This is a genomic window from Devosia sp. Z11_6 (assembly GCF_058133665.1).
Window position 1 is genome coordinate 188901 of record NZ_JBYUNQ010000004.1, and the last position, 18712, is coordinate 207612.

The following is an 18712-nucleotide window of genomic DNA, read 5'->3' on the forward strand; positions in this document are numbered from 1 at the left end:
CGCTCCTTAACTGGCCGTCGCTTCAGCGCTTGCAGTGTCGGCGGGAGTCGCCTGCACCTGGTCGCCGGTGGTTACGCTTTCCTGGCCTACAGTGATCACCTCTGCCGTTTCCGGCAGGCCGCTCACCCAGGCACCGTCGCGGGTGTCGCTGACCACAGTGACGGGATAAAAGGCCACCTTGCCGTCCTCCACTGTGCGCACGCCCAATACTCCATCATCACCCAGCGTCAGGACAGATTGTGGCAGCAGGTGCCCCGGAACCGTTCCGACGTTGACGATTGCGCGTGCGGTGATGCCGTCGCGAATGGCGAAGTCTTCGTTGGGGATCTCGATCTCCGCTTGGAACGAGCGGGTGGCGTCGTCAGCCACTGAAGAAATGTAACTGACCTTGCCTTCCACCGTGTCACCGGTGACGGTCGTCACCGTTGCATCGAGACCGGTCTTGGCCCTGGCAATGTCGCCTTCTGCCACCGAGCCGCTGAACACGATAGGGTTGAGCTGCACGATGGTTGCGCAAGGCGAGCCGGCACTCAGCATGGAACCGGCAACAGCGACGGGGTCCTGAACCAAGCCGGCAACCTTGGCCTTGATCTCGGTCCGGGCCAGTTCTTCGCGGGCATTGTCAATGCCCGCCTGAGCCTGGGACACTCCCGCACGAGCCTGGGCCAAGGCCACTTCGGCTTCATTGGCCGTGTTTGTGGCGGCAAGGCCGCGCTTACGCAGGTCGGCATTGGTCGCATAATTGAGTTCGGCTTGCGCCAGTGCTGCCTCGGCTTGCGCCAAGCTGGCTTCGGCCTGAGCGACGGCCGCGGCGCGCGTGCCCTGATCGAGCGTGCACAGCAGCTCGCCAGCTTCGACGCGCTCGCCCTTGGTTACATGCACCACATCCACTGTGCCGGTTGTTTCCGCGACGGCAGCAACCGTGGACTTGGCCTGGGTGCGCCCGCGCACCGGCACTTGGATGGTCATCGGTTGTGCCGTGAAGGTCTGCGTACGTACGGATTGAACCGGCGCGTTGGCGCCAGTTACCGCCTCGGTACGTTGTGCAATGGTGAGTTTGGGATCGACCTCGGCCTCGTGATGCTCCGCCAAGACGCCAGCCTCGGCCAGAGCAGTGTGGATCGGACCGTGGTCTTCGCCCTCGATGACGGCAACGATTGGCTGCACGCCATTGCCCGGGCCTTGCCCGCCCTGCACCAGAGTACCGGTCGCCAGCCAGCCACCGGCCAGCAGCAGAATGGCGAAGGCCAACCCAAAGGAAAAGAATGCACGCATCGTACTTAGCCCCTTACTCAGCCGCGTCTTTGTTTCGCTCGGTCTTCGCCAAGCCGATCAACTCGTGCATATGCGCACGCAAATACTTTTCCGAAGCTTCCATGATGGCCCGGCCAAAGCCGACCACCCAGCAATCGGCTGCGCTCATCTCGCGCTCGGTAGCAGCAGTTTCCATGCCGCTTCGGCAGTCCAGGGTGCGCTGCAGATACTCAGAGCCGCGCTGCTCCACAAGGTCTGCCGGCATCAGATGGGCGTAGCGGGCAAACAGCAGAAAAGGGCTGCGCAGCACATCTTCGCCGAGAGGTTCTGCCAACTCCTTGGCAAATGCATGGCGGCCTTCGATTGTGATGGCATAGACCTTCTTGGCCGGCTTGCCTTCTTGCTGCTCGGTGCGGCTGGTGACGAGCCCTTCTTCTTCAAGCTTGGCCAGCGCGGGATAGATCGAGCCGAAGCTGGCTTCGATAAAATAGGAACATTCACCCTCCACACATCGGCGGCGGATCTCGTATCCGGTCGCTTCGCCCTCATAGAGGATCGAAAGGCACAAGGTTCTGACGTTCATGGAAGGCTCCAGCAGACCTATTCAGGTCCGATATATGCTGGAGCTATATAGGGGGGAGGAGCAGCAAAGCAAGTGTGATTGCGACAGAAGGACGCAAACCAGTTAAGAAGGCCTCGCATGGCTGTTAGCCGTCCGGCTAAGCAGCACCTTTATAGTGCGCAAGGGCGTTATGGCGCCAGTGGCAATGTAATAGGGGCAAGATCAAAGATCACGCCCCTTTAATTACTATGATTTAGCTCGAATTATCGGATCAGACTTTGCGCCCCGTCAATCCAGAGCGGCGTGCCGGTGATATGGCGCGACTGCTCGGATGCAAAGAACAGAATGGCGTTGGCCACGTCCTCTGCTTCGCCGGGTTCACCGCCGGTCAGGGGGATGTCGCCCTCAGGAAACTCAGCCGGTACTTCGGCCGCTTCGCTGTTGCGTTTTTCGGTATTGTCCGAAATTTCGGATTCTATGGCACCCGGGCAGATCGCGTTGATGCGGATGCGATGCTGCCCGAGTTCTACAGCCAGTTGCTGCACCATGGCGACTTGCCCTGCCTTAGTCACGGAATAGGCGGTGGCGCCGGGATTGGTGAAGGTGCGCGTCCCATTGATCGAGGAGATCACGACGATCGATCCGCCGCCCGCCTTGATCAGGTGCGGCACCGCATAATGGATGGTCAGGTAAGTGCCGCGCAGATTGATGGCGATGGTCTTGTCCCATTCCGCCGGCTGCAGCTCGGCTATCGGGGCCCAAACCCCGTTCACGCCTGCATTGGCCACCACGATGTCGAGGCGCCCATGCTCCTGCACCAACTGGCTGAACAGCTCTGCCATCGCCACATCGTCAGAGGTGTCGGCGGTCATGGCCGTGGCTGTGCCGCCGGCCTGCTTGATCTCCTCGGCGGTTTTTTCAACCTCCTTGGCCGTGCGGCTCATCACCACCACGCTGGCGCCCGCTTGGGCGAGCGTCAGCGCTGCGGCCTTGCCAATACCCGAACCGGCACCAGTCACCAGCGCCACCTTGCCCGAAAGATCCTGCGTCATGTGCTTTCTCCGTTTTGCCCTTAACGCTTGAAGCGCGCAAAACGTGGCAGGGCAGGTCCCGATTACCTAGGTCAAGGCGGCGGTATCGTCGGTCTGGATGATCGCATGCGAGAGCGAACCGATCGCTGGATAAAGCGGAATAAGGCAGGCTTGCAGGGCATGGTAGATATCAGGCTTACCCACGAACAGGCGCGATGTGGGCTGCAAGTCCTCCGTCAGTTCCGAATGCCAGCCGCCACGCTCATGGTCGATCATGTGATTGGCCGCAAAGTCCCAGAACCGGCGATACCAGTGCTGGAAATAGAGGTCCCGATCGTAATGAGAGAGGAACGCCGCCGCACCGATCGCCTCGCTTACCGGCCACCAGAGCTTCTCGCGCATCGCTGGCTGGTTGTTCCAGTCCAGCGTGTAATAGAAACCGCCATGCTGCTTGTCCCAGCCCAGCTCGATGGCCTGGCGGAAGAGACTGCGCGCCGCTTCGGTCATCCATGAGTTGCGCTTGTCGCTTAGAACCCAAAGCTGGAGCAGCAGCCGCGACCACTCCATCCAATGTCCGGGCGTGGTGCCGGAGGGCCGGAACATCTCCGAGCCGAGGTAATCCCTGTCTAACACCCAGTCCTGCGTGAAGTGCTCTGCCACCCGGTAATCGAGTGCGCTGGCATGCTTGCCGATGATGAGTTCGGCAATCCGTTCGGCTTTGTTCAGGTAAGCGCGGTCGCCAGTGGCCTCAAAGGCGGCCATCAGCGCTTCGGTCATGTGCATGTTGGAGTTCTGGCCGCGATAGGTGCTGATCGCGGACCAGTCAGCGCCGAACTCATCTCGCACCGCCCCGACCTCAGCGTCCCAGAATTGGCGGTTGATGATTTCGGTGACGTCAGCCAGCATGAGGTCGGCAAGGGGGTGGCCGGCGAGCTTGGCGCTCGATGCGGCCAGCAGCACAAAGGCGTGGCCATAGGCCTGCTTGCTGCTGTCCTTGAGCCCGTCATTGTCGAGCGACCAGCTATAGCCGCCATGCGTGCTGTCGCGGTGCCGCTCCCAAAGATAGCGCATTCCGTGGTCAACGATCTCGTCCGACCCCGGCCGGCCCAGCAAGCTCCCAAGCGCAAAGCAGTGCACCATGCGGGCGGTGGTGTGGATTGCCCGCACCGGGTTGTCGGCATTGAGCGGGTGACCATTGTCATCTAGTTCAAAGAACCCGCCCGCGGCGTTGATCGAGGCACCTTCAAAAAAGTCGAAAAGGTCATTGGCCTGCCGCATCAACCACTGCCGATGGAATGGGCGGTTGCTCCAAAGGCTTCTGTTGCTCGGTGGCAAAATCGGATGCGTCTCGCTCATTTGGCTCCCCCAGCCGACGCACAGAGGCCGGCTCCTCTGGGGAATGTATAAGGAGCCGCACCCGCGCTCGTAAACCCAGTTCTATAGCCTTTGGTAATGCGCCTCAACGCGCGCCACTTCCTCGGCCGACCCCAGGATCACTGGTACGCGCTGATGGATGGAGGTGGGCTGGACCTCAAGGATCCGCTGGGGTCCGGTGGTGGCGCGTCCCCCCGCAGCCTCGACAAGAAACGCCATGGGGTTGGCTTCATAGAGCAGGCGCAGGCGACCGCCCTTGCTCGCAGTTTCACTATCGAGCGGGTAGAGGAAAATGCCGCCGCGCATCAGGATGCGGTGGATGTCGGCGACCATGGAGCCGATCCAGCGCATGTTGTAGCGCTTGCCCGCGACACCCGTTTCGCCCGCGACGTTCTCGGCAACATAAGCGCTGGTGGCCTGGTCCCAGAAGCGGGCACGGGCCGTATTGATGGCGTATTCTGCTGACGCTGAGGGTACGGACACCCCGTCCTCAACCAGGGCAAACTGCCCGCTTGCGTCAATGGCGAAGGTCGCCACCTTATCTCCAAAGCTCAAGACGAGGCTGGTCGCCGGACCATAAGCGGCATAGCCCGCTGCAAGCTGACGCGTGCCGGGTTGCAGCAGGTCAGGAGCCTTGGGGTCAACGGCCAGGATGGAGAAAATGGTGCCCACGGTGACGTTCACATCCAGATTGGACGAGCCATCCAGTGGATCGCAGGCGACCATAAACCCGCCCTCATCGTTCAGGTGAAGCGCTTCATCCAACTCTTCGGACACTAGAATCGAAACAGCCGCATTTGCCCGCAAGTGCCTGACAAATATGTCGTTGGAGATTACGTCCAACTGCTTTTGCGCCTCGCCCTGGACATTGGTGGCCCCCGCAAGGCCCGTTTGTCCCGCGAGCGGCGCCAGGCGCAGCACTGCGGCGATCTCGGCACAAGCTCCAGCCACGGTATCGACAACCCATGCGAGTTCCGGGCTGGAGGTGGCAGTGGCAAGCCACTGCTTAAGCGTCTGGGTCATTGGCGCACTCGCGGTTGGTAGGGCTTGCTGCAAGTGTCGCAACCTCCGTGAGGCTGGCAAAGGCAGACTTTCGCCTAAGGCGGAGATGTTAATGCAGTGTGGTGGGATAGAACGGCGTGCCGCCGGGGGCAAGGGGCGGTCCCGCCCAGAACACGACATAAAGCAACTCCGCGCCGGCGGCATCGGTGATCTCGATCGAGCCGCGCAACTCGGCGTCTTCATCCTCGGCGGCCAGCCGCTCGACAATGGCGCGGCCGATTTCGCCGGCCCGCAATTCGGCAGCATCAAGATCGGGGTGTTCGCTGCCATCAAGGTCACGGATCAACCGGTCATCGGTGCGGTAGTGAAAAAAGAAGCGGGGCAAGGGGGACCTCCCTGGGTGAAAGGGAAATGCAGGCGGCGCCTGGCAGTTGCCGAGCCATACCCTGCATGCAACGCTTATTGGTGTCTTGTTAACGAATGGTAGTGATGCCGCTGCCAAAGCAAAGGCGAGCGCGTGGTGGTCGTTTCCGCCTCAATGATCGCACCCGCAAACAGTACATGGGTACCCGTCTCAATGGCGCCGATCACTTCGCAGTCGATGGCAGTGACGGCGCCCAGCAGCATAGGGTTGCCAGAAGGCCAGCTTCCCCATTGTCCAGAGGCGAAGCGATCCAGCGGGTCCATCCGGCCCGCAAAAGCATTGCCGATCTCGCTTTGATCATCGGCCAGCATGGCAAGGGAGAACCCACCGGTCTTGGCGATCACATCGGCCAGCCGGCTCACCATGTCGATGGACACCAGGATCGAAGGCGGCGCCGCCGACAGTGACAGCATGGAGGTTGCTGTGCGTCCGACGCGTTCCTCGCCGCGCCGTGCTGTCACCACATGGACCGTGGATGCCATCGCGGCCATGGCGGCGCGGAACTCGGCATCGCCGACTGTGGGGCGACGGGGGGCGCGGAGACGCAAGGCGTCGGGATAGTCAAAGTCAGCCATCCAGCCGTCCACCATTTGCCGTCGTCCGTCCTACTGCAATCCTCGCGCACACGCGCCGGTTCCATCTGCTGGATCGGCGTGAGCCGCTTTGGCGGGCTGCCGATTCCGGAGCGAGCTTGATCTAAGCGCTGGTTCCGGGTATTTTCCAAGTAGTTCCTTTGAAAACCCGCTCGCCCTCGATGTCAAGCCACGACATGCAAGACCACCAGTGGTCCCCTCGCAGCCCAGGGGAGCGGCTGCTCATGGCTATAAAGATGCATGGCTCGCTGAGCACCGCAGCTTTGGGTGCCCTGCTTGGCACCAGTGCAGAAGCGGCTCGCCAACAATTGCTCAAGCTGGCAAACCAGGGTCTGGTCAGCGCCACCAGCGAGCCCAAGGGTGTGGGTCGGCCTGGCCAAAACTGGAGCCTCACTTCCCAAGCCATGGCACGGTTTCCCGACACGCATGCGGCGCTGACGGTGCAATTGCTTGAATTGATCCGCAGCCAGTTGGGTGAGGCGGCACTCGACACCGTGATCTCGGGCCGGGAGATGGCGACAACCGCAGCCTACCACGAGGCTATGCTTGACAAGGCAAACCTCAGCGAGAAAGTTGCCACCTTGGCCCGGCTCCGTTCGGATGAAGGTTACATGGCGGAGTGGCGCCAGGAGGAGGACGGCGGTCTGTTGCTGATGGAAAACCATTGCCCGATTTGCGCCGCCGCCACGGCCTGCCAGGGTTTTTGCCGGGCCGAGCTCGATGTGTTCCGCCATGTGCTAGGGGAGGGTGCTCAAGTGGAGCGAACCGAGCACATCGTCTCGGGCGGCCGGCGCTGCTCCTATTCCATTCGCCCGGCGTTACGCGATGTCTGATACAGAGTTTCCCGCAAGCGCCAGGCTGTCCCGCATCGGCTGGGACATGCCGGTGGGACTGGACGAGGCACTGATCCGACGCGTGGTGAACGCATTTTATGCCGATGCCCGATCCGACCCGTTGATCGGGCCGGTCTTCAACCGCCTCATCCCCGAGGACCACTGGCCGCGGCACCTCGAACTCATCGCGGATTTCTGGTCGTCCATGCTGTTGGGCACGGGGCGCTATGGCGGACGGCCGCTGCCCAAGCACATCGCCATTCCCGAGCTTTCCGACGTGCACTTCCAGCGCTGGCTGCGGTTGTTTCGGCAAACGGTTGTGCGGATCTGCCCCGCTGAGATCGCTGCAGTCTTCATCGAACGCTCCGAGCGGGTCGGGAACAGCTTCCGCATGAACATCGCCATGCGGCGGGGTGAGGACATCACCACTATGGGTCCGCTGCAGCGCGAAGAAATTTAGTGCGGCCGTGCTGCCCGAGGAGGTCAAGGTCGCCGCGTGCTGCCGGGGCGGCCCCCGCGAGTATTATTTTTCCAGACGCTCCTGCAATGCGGCAGGTAAAGGCTTGTTAATCCCGACCGACCCGCTAGGTTTTCCGCGCAACGGCACGGGGGCGCGAGATGAGTATCGATTTTCCGATAAACGCCAGCGGCGTTAGCCAGCGTGATCCCGCTACCAGTGGCGGGGCTCCTTGTTGAGTACGCTGACGGCAACGACACCGGTGCGCGCCCGCTGGCGCTTCCGTCAGTCCAGCGTAATCCCCGGGTTTGGCCTGACCCTCGGTTTCACGCTGACCTATTTCTCCTTGATAATCCTCGTGCCGCTGGTCTTTCTCGTTTTGCGCTCCACCGGGCAGGGGCTCGGCGTGTTCTGGGCCGCAGCGGTTGATCCGCGGGTGGTGGGAGCACTGCGGGTCAGCTTTTTGACCGCGCTGTTTGCCGCGGTAGTGAATGTGATCTTCGGCACGCTGATTGCCTGGGTCCTGGTACGCTATCGCTTCCCGGGTCGGCGGCTCCTCGACGCAATGGTTGACCTGCCCTTTGCCCTCCCAACGGCGGTGGCTGGGGTGGCCCTGACGGCGATCTACGCGCCGAACGGCTTTGTTGGCGCCTTGCTCACGCCGCTGGGCATTCGGGTCGCCTATACGCCGACGGGCATCATCATTGCGATGATCTTCATCGGCTTGCCTTTCGTGGTGCGTACCATCCAGCCCATCCTTGAGGAGGTCAGCCGCGAAGTAGAAGAGGTGAGTGCCACCCTGGGGGCTAATCGCTTTCAGACCATCACGCGCGTCGTGCTGCCGAGCTTGACGCCGGCCATCCTCACTGGGTTTGCGTTGGCATTCGCCCGAGCGGTAGGGGAATATGGCTCCGTGATCTTCATTGCCGGTAACATTCCTTTTGTTTCGGAAATTGCGCCGCTGCTGATCGTCATTCGGCTGGAAGAGTTCAACTATACCGGCGCCGCCGTGATCGCGACCGTGATGCTGCTGATCTCCTTTGCCCTCCTCTTTGCCATCAACCTGATCCAAGCCTGGAGCCGAGCGAGGTATGGCTATGGCAATTAGCCGACACTCCCCCATTTCAGAAAGCATCGGGGTCCGGCTCGCGCTGATCGTCATCAGCGTCCTGTTCATGGCGCTGTTTTTGCTGTTGCCGCTGGTGGCAGTGTTTTCGGAAGCGTTCCGGGCCGGGTTTGGCCCCTACCTCGCGGGGCTAAGCAGCCCGGACGCGCAGGCTGCGATCCGCTTGACCCTGCTGGTTGCGGCGATTGCAGTGCCGCTCAATGTCGTCTTTGGCATCTGCGCCTCCTGGGCTATCGCCAAGTTTGAGTTCAAGGGTAAGGCCTTCCTCATCACGCTGATCGACCTGCCATTCTCCGTGTCGCCCGTGATCTCGGGCCTCGTTTATGTGCTGCTGTTCGGTGGCGGCAGCCTGCTGGGCCCGTGGCTAAAGTCCCACGGCATCGAAGTGCTGTTTGCGGTGCCGGGCATTGTCCTCGCCACCATCTTCGTCACCTTTCCCTTTGTCGCCCGTGAACTCATTCCCTTGATGCAGGATCAAGGCACGGGGGATGAGGAAGCGGCGCTGTCGCTCGGTGCCGATGGGTGGCAGACCTTCTGGCGCGTCACCTTGCCCAATATAAAATGGGGCCTGCTCTACGGCGTGCTGCTCTGCAACGCCCGTGCGATGGGCGAGTTCGGGGCCGTTGCGGTGGTGTCTGGCCGGATCCGCGGCCAAACCACGACCATCCCGCTGCAAGTCGAAATGTTCTACAACGAGTATAATGCCACGGCTGCTTTTGCGCTGGCGTCCCTCCTGGCTATGCTGGCCCTCGTGACGCTCGTGCTCAAGACCGCCCTGGAATGGCGCTTTGGCGATGAAATCGCCGCCAGCGGCCACTGATCGGAGATCGAGATTTAATGGAAGTTCGCGTTAGCAATGTGCGCAAGGAGTTCGATGGCTTTGCCGCGCTCAAGGACGTGTCGCTCGATATCCGTTCAGGCGAGTTGATCGCCTTGCTGGGGCCCTCCGGCTCCGGCAAGACCACGCTGTTGCGCTTGATCGCTGGGCTGGAAATGCCGAGCCAAGGCAAGATCTTCTTTGGCGACATGGACGCCTCGGAAAAGACGGTGCAGGAGCGCAATATCGGCTTTGTGTTCCAGCACTATGCGCTGTTCCGGCACATGACCATTCTCGAAAACATCTCCTTTGGCCTCAAGGTGCGCCCACGAGCCACGCGACCGCCAGCAGGGGAAATTCGACGTCGCGCCATGGAACTGCTCGATCTCGTCCAGCTTTCCGGCCTCGAAAAGCGCTACCCCAATCAGCTTTCGGGCGGGCAGCGCCAGCGCGTGGCTCTCGCCCGCGCCCTGGCCATTGAGCCCGGCGTATTGCTGCTCGATGAACCTTTTGGCGCGCTCGACGCACAGGTCCGGCGCGAGCTGCGTCGGTGGCTGCGGGAAATGCATGACCGCACCGGTCATACCACTGTCTTTGTGACGCACGACCAGGAAGAAGCGCTCGAGCTGTCTGACCGCCTTTGTGTCATGAGCCAGGGGGCCATCGAACAGGTGGGCACGCCCGATGAGGTCTATGATCACCCCGCCTCGCCCTTTGTGTTCGGCTTTATCGGGGAGTCCAGCGAACTGCCGGTGACGGTGGACAAAGGGGAACTGCTGGTTGCCGGTCGCGCGATCGGCGTGCCTGCTCCTGGGGTGCAGCCCGGTCCGGCGCGCATGTTCTTCCGGCCGCACGACGTGGATCTGGTGGAAGGCGATGCGACGCTCGCTGGCACGGTGCACACCAGCCGCCGCGTCGGGGGAACACGACGGGTTGAAGTTGATCTCGGTCCGGCCAACCACAAGGTGGAACTGGACCTTCCCTTCGACCATCCGGCTGGTGAACGCAGCCAGCTCACTTTCCGGCCGCGCCGCTGGCAGCTGTTCCCCGCCACCTGACGCTATGGTCAAAACAAGCGTTGGCATGGGGGGAACACGGGCACCTCACCCGCGTTGCCGGAGTCCAGTTGTTTCGAGTGACCTTCCCATGACCACCCCTGCTGCCGAGGCTATTCCCTCGCGCCGGCTCGCCCCTCGGGGCAATCCAGCATCCATTGAGCAAGATCGGTCGGCGCCTTCCCGGCAGCCGCCCGCCGCCGCAACCGCGTTCCGCCTGGCGGCCACGCTTGGTGCGGACAGCTCGGTCCTCCTGATTGTCTCAAGTGAGCGTCGAGCTGAGGAAACCACTCGAGCACTGCGCAGTTTTGCCCCCAAGGCCCAGGTGCTGTTGCTGCCCCCCTGGGATTGCCTCCCCTATGACCGGTCTTCCCCCAGCCATGAGAGCATGGGCCAACGGATGTCCGCCCTTCGGCAGTGCCTGGGCGAACGGGCCGGGGGCCGCGTCCTGGTGACGTCGGTGGATGCCGCGTTGCAGCGGGTTCCGCCATCTGAAGCCGTCAGTGGCTGTGTGCTTGAACTGCGCCGCGGTGAAACGCTGGACCGCCAAGCGCTCGAAGCCTTTGCCGGGCGCGCTGGCTACGAGGTTGACGACCGGGTCGATGAGCCCGGCGAGATTGCGCTCAGGGGCAGCGCGATCGAGATTTTTCCAGCCGACGGCGAAGCCCCATTCCGCCTGATGCTCGACGAAGCCGACCGGATCGAGAGCATTTTTGCCTATGATCCGCGCAGCCAGCGGACCGAACAGGAACAGGACAAGCTGCTTTTGGGCGCCGCCTCCGAACTGATCGGCGATGATGTCGAGCGGCTCCCCGGAGCCGAGCATCGGCTGCCACAGCAATACGAGCGGCTGCAGACCGTCTTCGATTACCTTCCGGACGCCACCCTTTGGCTCAGCGAGATTGCGGCGGAGCGCGCTCCCACCTTGATCGAGCAGATCAGGGAAGCCCACCAAGCCGCAACTGACTTCGGCGCTGAATCAAGGCCGCTGCCTCCGGAGGCGCTTTACCTCTCCGCGGAGGAGTGGACCACAGCCCTCGCCAGCCGCCAATTACAGGAGCTCGACCTGGAAGGGCTCGAGCCAGCACCGCGCTTTACCTTGGAGCGGAATCCATCCCGCGCCTTTGCAGGCTTCACGCGCGAGCAGCTGGAGGGTGGGCAACGGGTAGTGCTGACAGGCACCGACGGCGAACTGGAGCGGCTGCGAACAATGCTGCGCCGCTCCCGCGGGCCCTCGCCAAAGCTGCTGGCCACCTGGCACGATGTAGACGCGGAGCCAACGGACCAGCCTTTGGCACTGCCCTTCGACCTCGACGCTGGCTTTGTGGACCGGGCCAACAACCTTGTTCTCATCGCCGCCCCTGACGCCTTGGGCACCCGCCTTGCCGACGCGGAACAAACCGATGCTGCCGTGCTGCTGGGCCAAACCGAGCTGCGGGTCGGCGACGTGGTAGTGCATGAGGACTATGGCGTCGGCATTTTACGTGACCTTGATCGTGTCGAGGTAGAAGGGAGCGAGCAAGACACCGTGCGCCTGGAATACCATGGCGGTGCGTCCGTGCTGGTGCCGGTGGAGGACTTCGGTCGGTTGTGGCGCTATGGCGCCGACGCCGAGGCTGTCACACTGGACCGGCTGCACACCGATGCCTGGAAAAATCGGCGGGCGGAAGTCAGCGCTCAGATTGATGCCGCCGCCGAGGGATTGGCGGCAGCTGCCAAGGCCCGGGCACAGGCCACGGCCGAGCCGATCGAACCCCCCGCGGCAGCTTTTGCGCGGCTTGCAGCCCGGTTCCCCTACCCAGAAACACCCGACCAGTCGGCCGCGATCCACGCAGTGCTGGAGGACCTAGCTTCCGGCCGGCCGATGAACCGCCTGGTCTGTGGCGATGTAGGGTTTGGCAAAACTGAAGTCGCATTGCGAGCAGCCGCGGCAGCGGCCTTGGCTGGCCGGCAAGTGGTGCTGGTCGCTCCCACGACGGTGCTGGTCCGCCAGCACCTGCAAAGCTTCGAGCGGCGCTTCGCGGGCACCGACATCAAGGTTGCCCAGCTCTCGCGTTTGCTGACGCCGGCGCAGAGCAAGGCGGTTAGGGAAGAGCTTGCGAGCGGAGAGGTCCAGGTCCTGGTGGCAACCGAAGCCGTGGTGGGCAAGGACGTGGCGTTCAAGGACCTTGCCCTCGTGATCATCGATGAGGAGCAGCGGTTTGGTGCCAAGCTCAAGGCCCAGTTGCGCGCGCTCGCACCCGATCTGCACGTGCTGATGATGAGCGCGACGCCGATCCCGCGCACCCTCCAGGCGGCCCTGGTGGGTTTGCAGGATGTGAGCATTATAGCGACCCCTCCCGCTCGCCGCCGGCCCATCCGCACTTTCCTCGCGCCCTTTGATGCGGGCTCGTTGCGCACCGCTTTGTTGCGCGAGCGGCGACGCGGCGGGCAAAGCTTCATTGTCGTGCCGCGCATCGAAGATATTCCTCCATTCGCCGAGGAACTGGCCCGCATCGTCCCGGAACTCACGGTGGCGATCGCCCATGGCGATCTGCCCCCGGCCGAGATTGACCGGGTATTGGTGGATTTCGCTAATGAGGTGGGGGATATCTTGCTGGCCACCACCATTATCGAAAGTGGTCTCGATGTGCCGCGCGCCAACACCATGCTGGTCTGGCACGCCGACCGCTTCGGCCTATCGCAGCTGCACCAGTTGCGGGGTCGCGTGGGTCGGGCCCGGGCCCAGGGGATCGCCTATCTCCTCACCGATCCCAACGATGAGATCCCCGAAGCTACACGGGCCCGTCTCTCGACGCTTGAGGCCTTTGACCGCCTGGGCTCGGGATTTGAAATAAGCGCCCGTGATCTTGACCTGCGCGGTGGCGGCGATTTGCTTGGCGACGAACAGGCCGGACACATGAAGTTGCTCGGGGCGGGGCTTTACCAGGATCTGCTGGAGCGCGCCGTCACCGCCGCCAAGGGGGAGGGCGGCAAACAAAGCGGCCCCATTCATCTAAATCTGGGTGGCGGCGGCTCAATCCCGCCCGACTACGTTCCGGAAGCCGTGGTTCGCATCAATCTATACGCCCGGCTGCAACGGCTGCGCACCACCGAAGCCTTGGATGCCTTTGCCGATGAATTGGCGGATCGTTTCGGCGAACTGCCTGAGGCGACCCGCACCCTGCTGGGTGCTGCTCGCATCGCCATCGCGGCGCCTGCCTTGGGCATCAGGAAGATCGAAGCCGGTCCCCTGGCGATCGCCCTGACCGCCCCGGAACGCAGCGCCCAGAGGCTCGCCAAAAAAAGCGGAGGCGTACTGGAGTTGAGCGATGGACGGCTCATCTCGCGCCAGGAAACGCAAACACCCGCCGAGCGGGTGCGCATCATTGGTGAACTGCTGGAAAGCCTGGCCGCCTAGGTGGCCAGGAACAATCGGATCACGAGGCCAAGAGCGGTCACAACCGCAACCCCCGCGATCCACAGGCCAACGAACCACAACCATTGGCTGGCCCTTGAACGGGGGCCGGTCAATGGTAGCCCTCCTCCGGGTCGATCTTGCCGCGAAACACCCAATAGGCATAGGCGGTGTAGGCCAGGATAATTGGCACCAGAACAACAGCGCCAACCAGCAGGAACAGCAAGGAGCTATCGGGCGCCGCGGCTTCCTCGATAGTAAAGCTGCCCGGCACGATATAGGGGTAAAAGCTGATGCCGACCCCGGCAAAGCTCAACACAAACAGCCCCAACGCGGCGAGAAAGGGTTGCAAGTGCTTGTCGGTTACGAGCCCCTGCCAAAGGGCAAAGGCGCAGGCGGCCAGCAGCAGGGGAACCACGCCCGAAAACAACATCGTGGGCCAGCCAAACCAGCGCTCGAAATAAACCTGGTTGATGAAGGGGCTCCACAGCGAAACCACCCCGATCAGGACAAGCAGGCCCGCGCCCGACCACATCGCCACTTTGCGCGCATGGGCCTGCAGTTCCCCCGAGGTCTTGAGGTTGAGCCAGGTTGCGCCCAGCAAGGCATAGCCAACCACAACTGCGACGCCGCACAGCACGGAAAAGGGCGACAGCCAGTCCCACCAGCCTCCGGCGTAGGAGCGGCCCTCGACCCGGATACCTTGCACCAGTGCACCCAGCGCAATGCCCTGGGTAAACCCGGCCAAGGTGGAGCCGATCCAGAACCCCTTGTCCCACCAGGCAGAGCCGCGATGGGTGCGCCAGCGAAACTCGAAGGCAACGCCGCGAAAGATCAGGCCGAGCAGCATCAGAATGATCGGCATGTAGAGGGCCGGCAGCACGGTGGCATAAGCCACCGGGAACACCGCCATCAGCCCGCCGCCGCCCAGCACCAGCCAGGTTTCATTGCCGTCCCATACCGGGGCGACCGAATTGGTCATCACATCGCGGTCGTGCCGCTTGGGGAAAAAGGGAAACAGGATCCCGATCCCCAAATCAAAGCCGTCCAGCACTACATAGGCCAGCACCGCAAAGGCGATGATCCCGGCCCAGATTGTTGGCAGATCAAGGTCAATTGGCACCGGCGCCTCCTGATCGGATCGGGTCTTCCTGCGCGGGGCCCGGCATGATGCCCGCGGCGCGGTGCGGGCCCTTGTCGAGCTCGTGATCCTCCTCGAGGACCGGCGGTCGGCGCATCAGCCGGAACAGGTAGAACACGCCCGCGCCGAAGACGACGAAGTAAACGATGATGAACGCGGTTAAAGAGGCGCCCACTGCCGGTGCCGCTACGGGTGACAAGCTGTCGGCGGTGCGCATGACCCCGTAAACAGTGTAGGGCTGGCGGCCAACTTCCGTGGTGTACCAGCCCGCAAGCACGGCAACATAGCCGGACGGTCCCATCACCAGCGCTGCGCGATGCAGCCATGAATTGGTGAAAAGGGTCTTGCGCCAGCGCGCCCATAGTGACCACAGCCCGATGCCGAGCATCAAGAAGCCGATGCCGACCATGATCCGGAAGGTAAAGAACGGGATCAAGGCTGGCGGACGGTCTTCGGGCGCCCACTCCTTGAGGCCTTTGACCTCCCCGTCGAGCTTGTGGGTCAGGATTAGCGAGCCGAGCTTGGGAATTTCAATCGCATAATGGGTCGTTTCAGCCTTGTCGTCGGGGATCCCGAACAGGATCAGCGGCGCGCCGTCGGTATGGGTCTCATAATGCCCTTCCATGGCGGCGATCTTCGCCGGCTGATACTCAAGCGTATTGAGCCCCTGCAGGTCGCCAGCAAATATTTGCAACGGGGTGACCACGGCCGCCATCCACATGGCCATGGAGAACATGATCTGTGCCTGACGGTTCGATCTGTCCCGCAGCATATGCCAGGCCCCCACGGCACCGACGGTGAATGCGGTGGTGAGATAGGCGGCGAGCACGGTATGAGTGAGACGATACGGGAACGAGGGGTTGAAGATGATCGCCCACCAATCCTCGGGCAGGAAGATGCCATTCTCAGCGATCGAGTAGCCCGCCGGAGTATGCATCCAGCTGTTGGCTGAGGTGATCCAGGTGGCGGAGATCAGGGTGCCCAACGCCACGGCACACACGGCAACCATGTGGAGCGTATCGCCCACGCGCTGACGGCCAAACAGAGCAATGCCGAGGAAACCGGCTTCGAGGAAAAACGCCGTCAGCACTTCATAGCCCATCAAGGGGCCAATAACCGCGCCTGCACGGTCGGAGAACACGGACCAGTTCGTGCCGAACTGATAGCTCATCACGATGCCTGAAACCACGCCCATGCCGAAGGTTACGGCAAAGATGGTCTTCCAATATTCAAACAGGCGTAGATAGGCGTGGTCGCGCTTCCACAGCCAGAGACCATTGAGGACGGCAAGAAAGCTGGCCAGCCCGATGGAAAATGCTGGGAAGATGAAGTGGAATGATACCGTGAACGCGAACTGGATGCGCGCCAGGAGCTCTGCTGTAAGGCCGTAGGTCATGACAACGCTCCGCCAGGACGCCGAACTACTCTATTTCAGCCCAGCTTCAACGCCCCCGTTTTCGGGAAAGAAGCTGGTGCCGGAGCGCGGTGCCTAACCGGTATCTAGGCACCAAGTGCGCAGCAGCACAATCCGCCGGGGCCGCGGCAAAACGGCCCGCATGTTCGCGTGTGGACCTCCATGGTCCAAAGACAGGAAAGCCGCCCGGGAGGAGGGGGGCGGCTTTCGGGAAGGGGAGCGGACTGGTCCGCTCCCGATCTTGAAAAGGGCTTACTGGCCCGCAACCACCGTACCAGGCGAGTAGATCACGGCGCGGTTGCCCAGATCCACGAAGTAGACGCGATCTTCGGTGTAGAAGTAACCGAGATTGTCGCGGCCCTCGACCGGAGCGATCACGACAGTTTCTGGAACCACATACCCAACGTCGACGTCGCCATCGATCACCACTGGTTCGGTTGGGTTGAGGCGGACATAATCAATGTCGCTAGCCTCGACGCCGGCTTCCGCGCCGATTGTGGCACCCGTAAAGCCGCCGATGATGGCCCCGATCGGCCCGAAGATCAGCCCACCGGCAACGGCGCCGGCAACACCGCCTGAGGTGGCTCCAACAGCTGCGCCAGCATCCGTGTTGTTCTTAAGGATCTGGGCAAATGCCGGGCTCACGCCCATTGCGATAACAGCCACCGAAGCCAAGAGAATCTTCTTCATTGTTATACTCCAAATTGTTCCGGTGCCCCGTTCGTGCACCTTGGTTCGCGCTATAAAAAACTGCGCTCTTGCCCCGCGGCAGACAGAACGGCCCAGCCTGAACTCGGTTCCTTTGCCGCGCGCTGGCTCGTGGGATGGTTATGCCTTCCTTCTCCCGAAGGGTGGCATTGTTGTCCGCCAAGATCCGGGCCAGACTGCATCCTTCGATGCTGCAATCACCAAGGACATCAAGGATGCTAAAAGGGATTGATCCACTGCTGAGCCCCGAGGCGCTGCTGGCACTACGGGCGATGGGGCATGGCGACGACCTGATCATCGCCGATTCCAACTTCCCGGCCGATTCGGTGGCGCGCAGCACGGTCTTCGGGCGGGCGATCCGCATGGACTGCGGCATTGTGCGTGCTGTCCAGGCCGTGCTCTCGGTAATGCCGATCGACACTTATGTCACCGATGCTATCGCCCGGATGGAAGTGGTCGGCGCGCCAGACGAGATCGTGCCGGTGCAGGCGGAGGTCATGCAGTTGCTGGAAGGCACCGAGTTCCGCATGATCGGTATCGAACGCTATGCGTTTTACGAGCGGGCCAAGCAGGCCTACGCTGTGATCTGGACGCAGGAGCGCCGGCCCTATGCCGATTTTGCCATCCGCAAAGGTGTGCTTGGCCCTGACGAAGTCTTGCCCAACAGCTGAAAGTCTTAGCTGAGGGATAGTTTCTCACCCAAAGCCTTCAGGCTGGCAAGGGCGGCGCTGACGTTGGGTGCTGTGCCGTCCAGCCGCTGCAGGAACGGGCAGGTGAGGGCGGCAATGGCAAAGCCGTCCGGCGACAGCACGGGCACGCTGATGTCTTCCACCCCCACCAGCTGCTGGCTTTGTCCGACGCGGAAGCCCTGCGCCTTGTACGCCGCAAGCACCTTTTCGCTGTGGAGTAGCCGCGCCGGCTTGTCAGTGCCTCCCCAGCGCACCAGCAGTTCCTCGCGCGCAAGTGGGTCCTGAAACGCCAGCAGCAGCAGTCCTGACCCGGTGGACAGCAGGTCGAGATGGGTGCCTACCCGGATGCCAAATTCCCAATTGCCCGGACAACTGGCCTGCGCCACGACAATCCCGCTATCGGCGTCCGGCGCCACGAGGTGGCAAGACTGCCCTATCTCCCGGGCAAAGCCGTCCATCAGTGGCATGGCCCGAGCTACCAGCCGCCGCACGGGGGGATGGCGATGGGCAAGCACAAAGAGCTTCATCGTCAGCGCGTAGCGATCGCCCTCAGCCGAGCGGCTGACATAGTCGCGCACGACGAGCCGCTCGAGCATGCGATAGATTTCGCCCGGGCTGCGGCCCATCGCCTTGACAATCTCGCCGCGGGTCAAGCCGCTCGCCTGGTCCGAGAGCAGCTCCAGAATATCGAGGCCCTTGTCCAGCGCCGGGGCGCGATAACGGTCCTCGCGATCATCAGCAAGCGCAGCGGCAGGTTTGGTCATGGCGTGCTCCCCTCCCTTGTTTTCTATTGCAGGTTTGGTTCATTTGTGAACACATGATTTGTATATGAGAC

Annotated in this window: 18 protein-coding genes; 7 read left to right on the forward strand and 11 right to left on the reverse strand. The window is 62.4% G+C overall.

Annotation, left to right across the window (positions count from 1 at the left end):
* Positions 1 to 6: 6 nt before the first annotated feature.
* The 7 genes from AC3YMN_RS13140 to AC3YMN_RS13170 form a co-directional block, all read right to left on the reverse strand.
* Positions 7 to 1275, reverse strand: coding sequence for an efflux RND transporter periplasmic adaptor subunit (locus AC3YMN_RS13140; protein ID WP_489890350.1), 1269 nt, complete (start codon positions 1273 to 1275; stop codon positions 7 to 9).
* A 13-nt stretch (positions 1276 to 1288) separates the two neighbouring features.
* Positions 1289 to 1837 (reverse strand): PadR family transcriptional regulator, encoded by a 549-nt coding sequence (locus AC3YMN_RS13145; protein WP_127752421.1) that lies wholly within the window; start codon positions 1835 to 1837, stop codon positions 1289 to 1291.
* Positions 1838 to 2079: 242 nt separating this feature from the next.
* Positions 2080 to 2868, reverse strand: a complete 789-nt coding sequence (locus AC3YMN_RS13150; protein ID WP_489890351.1) for an SDR family oxidoreductase — start codon at positions 2866 to 2868, stop codon at positions 2080 to 2082.
* 66 nt (positions 2869 to 2934) lie between these two features.
* A complete protein-coding gene (locus tag AC3YMN_RS13155) occupies positions 2935 to 4125 on the reverse strand; it encodes an AGE family epimerase/isomerase (protein ID WP_348983129.1) in 1191 nt (396 codons plus the stop codon).
* A 159-nt stretch (positions 4126 to 4284) separates the two neighbouring features.
* Positions 4285 to 5244 carry a class 1 fructose-bisphosphatase gene (locus AC3YMN_RS13160; protein WP_127752424.1) on the reverse strand — a complete coding sequence of 320 codons (960 nt, stop codon included), beginning with the start codon at positions 5242 to 5244 and terminating at the stop codon, positions 4285 to 4287.
* Positions 5245 to 5332: 88 nt separating this feature from the next.
* Complete coding sequence (locus AC3YMN_RS13165; protein WP_127752425.1) at positions 5333 to 5608, reverse strand: DUF6894 family protein; 276 nt, start codon at positions 5606 to 5608, stop codon at positions 5333 to 5335.
* A gap of 74 nt (positions 5609 to 5682) precedes the next feature.
* A complete protein-coding gene (locus AC3YMN_RS13170) occupies positions 5683 to 6222 on the reverse strand; it encodes a flavin reductase family protein (protein ID WP_127752426.1) in 540 nt (179 codons plus the stop codon).
* A 242-nt stretch (positions 6223 to 6464) separates the two neighbouring features.
* Here AC3YMN_RS13170 and AC3YMN_RS13175 point away from each other — a divergent pair, with 242 nt between their 5' ends.
* The 6 genes from AC3YMN_RS13175 to AC3YMN_RS13200 all read left to right on the forward strand — a co-directional run bounded on the left by AC3YMN_RS13175 (position 6465) and on the right by AC3YMN_RS13200 (position 13928).
* Positions 6465 to 7073, forward strand: coding sequence for a helix-turn-helix transcriptional regulator (locus AC3YMN_RS13175; protein ID WP_248305249.1), 609 nt, complete (start codon positions 6465 to 6467; stop codon positions 7071 to 7073).
* The gene (locus AC3YMN_RS13180) at positions 7066 to 7533 is read left to right on the forward strand and encodes a group III truncated hemoglobin (protein WP_348983130.1); all 468 of its coding nucleotides are present in this window, start codon (positions 7066 to 7068) and stop codon (positions 7531 to 7533) included. The genes AC3YMN_RS13175 and AC3YMN_RS13180 overlap by 8 nt, the downstream gene beginning before the upstream one ends.
* 241 nt (positions 7534 to 7774) lie before the next feature.
* Positions 7775 to 8638 (forward strand): sulfate ABC transporter permease subunit CysT, encoded by an 864-nt coding sequence (gene cysT, locus AC3YMN_RS13185; protein WP_172124889.1) that lies wholly within the window; start codon positions 7775 to 7777, stop codon positions 8636 to 8638.
* Positions 8622 to 9476: a sulfate ABC transporter permease subunit CysW gene (cysW, locus tag AC3YMN_RS13190; protein ID WP_172122811.1), complete on the forward strand. Its 855-nt coding sequence runs from the start codon at positions 8622 to 8624 to the stop codon at positions 9474 to 9476. The genes cysT and cysW overlap by 17 nt, the downstream gene beginning before the upstream one ends.
* Before the next feature lie 17 nt (positions 9477 to 9493).
* Complete coding sequence (locus tag AC3YMN_RS13195; RefSeq protein ID WP_127752429.1) at positions 9494 to 10531, forward strand: sulfate/molybdate ABC transporter ATP-binding protein; 1038 nt, start codon at positions 9494 to 9496, stop codon at positions 10529 to 10531.
* Positions 10532 to 10619: 88 nt separating this feature from the next.
* Entirely contained in the window at positions 10620 to 13928 is a 3309-nt protein-coding gene (locus AC3YMN_RS13200) for a DEAD/DEAH box helicase (RefSeq protein ID WP_489890352.1), read from the forward strand.
* Between the two features lie 109 nt (positions 13929 to 14037).
* On the opposite strand, the gene cydB is transcribed toward AC3YMN_RS13200, so the two are convergent.
* From cydB to AC3YMN_RS13215, 3 genes are all read right to left on the reverse strand, one after another.
* Positions 14038 to 15042 (reverse strand): cytochrome d ubiquinol oxidase subunit II, encoded by a 1005-nt coding sequence (cydB, locus tag AC3YMN_RS13205; RefSeq protein WP_172124891.1) that lies wholly within the window; start codon positions 15040 to 15042, stop codon positions 14038 to 14040.
* Positions 15038 to 16462: a cytochrome ubiquinol oxidase subunit I gene (locus AC3YMN_RS13210; RefSeq protein ID WP_489890353.1), complete on the reverse strand. Its 1425-nt coding sequence runs from the start codon at positions 16460 to 16462 to the stop codon at positions 15038 to 15040. The genes cydB and AC3YMN_RS13210 overlap by 5 nt, the downstream gene beginning before the upstream one ends.
* 270 nt (positions 16463 to 16732) lie before the next feature.
* On the reverse strand, positions 16733 to 17170 hold the full coding sequence (locus AC3YMN_RS13215) for a DUF1236 domain-containing protein (RefSeq protein ID WP_489890354.1): 438 nt from the start codon (positions 17168 to 17170) through the stop codon (positions 16733 to 16735).
* A 233-nt stretch (positions 17171 to 17403) separates the two neighbouring features.
* On the opposite strand from AC3YMN_RS13215, the gene AC3YMN_RS13220 reads away from it, so the two are divergent.
* On the forward strand, positions 17404 to 17859 hold the full coding sequence (locus tag AC3YMN_RS13220) for an RbsD/FucU family protein (protein ID WP_489890355.1): 456 nt from the start codon (positions 17404 to 17406) through the stop codon (positions 17857 to 17859).
* Positions 17860 to 17864: 5 nt separating this feature from the next.
* On the opposite strand, the gene AC3YMN_RS13225 is transcribed toward AC3YMN_RS13220, so the two are convergent.
* Positions 17865 to 18641 (reverse strand): IclR family transcriptional regulator, encoded by a 777-nt coding sequence (locus tag AC3YMN_RS13225; RefSeq protein ID WP_489890356.1) that lies wholly within the window; start codon positions 18639 to 18641, stop codon positions 17865 to 17867.
* Positions 18642 to 18712 lie beyond the last annotated feature (71 nt).

Bases quoted from the DNA above. Each gene is read 5' to 3' on its own strand.
- cysW (WP_172122811.1), top strand. From the start codon at position 8,622: ATGGCTATGGCAATTAGCCGACACTCCCCCATTTCAGAAAGCATCGGG.
- AC3YMN_RS13175 (WP_248305249.1), top strand. From the start codon at position 6,465: ATGGCTATAAAGATGCATGGCTCGCTGAGCACCGCAGCTTTGGGTGCC.
- AC3YMN_RS13225 (WP_489890356.1), bottom strand. From the start codon at position 18,641: ATGACCAAACCTGCCGCTGCGCTTGCTGATGATCGCGAGGACCGTTAT.
- AC3YMN_RS13195 (WP_127752429.1), top strand. From the start codon at position 9,494: ATGGAAGTTCGCGTTAGCAATGTGCGCAAGGAGTTCGATGGCTTTGCC.
- AC3YMN_RS13145 (WP_127752421.1), bottom strand. From the start codon at position 1,837: ATGAACGTCAGAACCTTGTGCCTTTCGATCCTCTATGAGGGCGAAGCG.
- AC3YMN_RS13210 (WP_489890353.1), bottom strand. From the start codon at position 16,462: ATGACCTACGGCCTTACAGCAGAGCTCCTGGCGCGCATCCAGTTCGCG.
- AC3YMN_RS13215 (WP_489890354.1), bottom strand. From the start codon at position 17,170: ATGAAGAAGATTCTCTTGGCTTCGGTGGCTGTTATCGCAATGGGCGTG.
- AC3YMN_RS13150 (WP_489890351.1), bottom strand. From the start codon at position 2,868: ATGACGCAGGATCTTTCGGGCAAGGTGGCGCTGGTGACTGGTGCCGGT.
- AC3YMN_RS13200 (WP_489890352.1), top strand. From the start codon at position 10,620: ATGACCACCCCTGCTGCCGAGGCTATTCCCTCGCGCCGGCTCGCCCCT.
- AC3YMN_RS13170 (WP_127752426.1), bottom strand. From the start codon at position 6,222: ATGGCTGACTTTGACTATCCCGACGCCTTGCGTCTCCGCGCCCCCCGT.
- AC3YMN_RS13180 (WP_348983130.1), top strand. From the start codon at position 7,066: ATGTCTGATACAGAGTTTCCCGCAAGCGCCAGGCTGTCCCGCATCGGC.
- AC3YMN_RS13155 (WP_348983129.1), bottom strand. From the start codon at position 4,125: ATGCGGCAGGCCAATGACCTTTTCGACTTTTTTGAAGGTGCCTCGATC.
- AC3YMN_RS13160 (WP_127752424.1), bottom strand. From the start codon at position 5,244: ATGACCCAGACGCTTAAGCAGTGGCTTGCCACTGCCACCTCCAGCCCG.
- AC3YMN_RS13220 (WP_489890355.1), top strand. From the start codon at position 17,404: ATGCTAAAAGGGATTGATCCACTGCTGAGCCCCGAGGCGCTGCTGGCA.
- AC3YMN_RS13140 (WP_489890350.1), bottom strand. From the start codon at position 1,275: ATGCGTGCATTCTTTTCCTTTGGGTTGGCCTTCGCCATTCTGCTGCTG.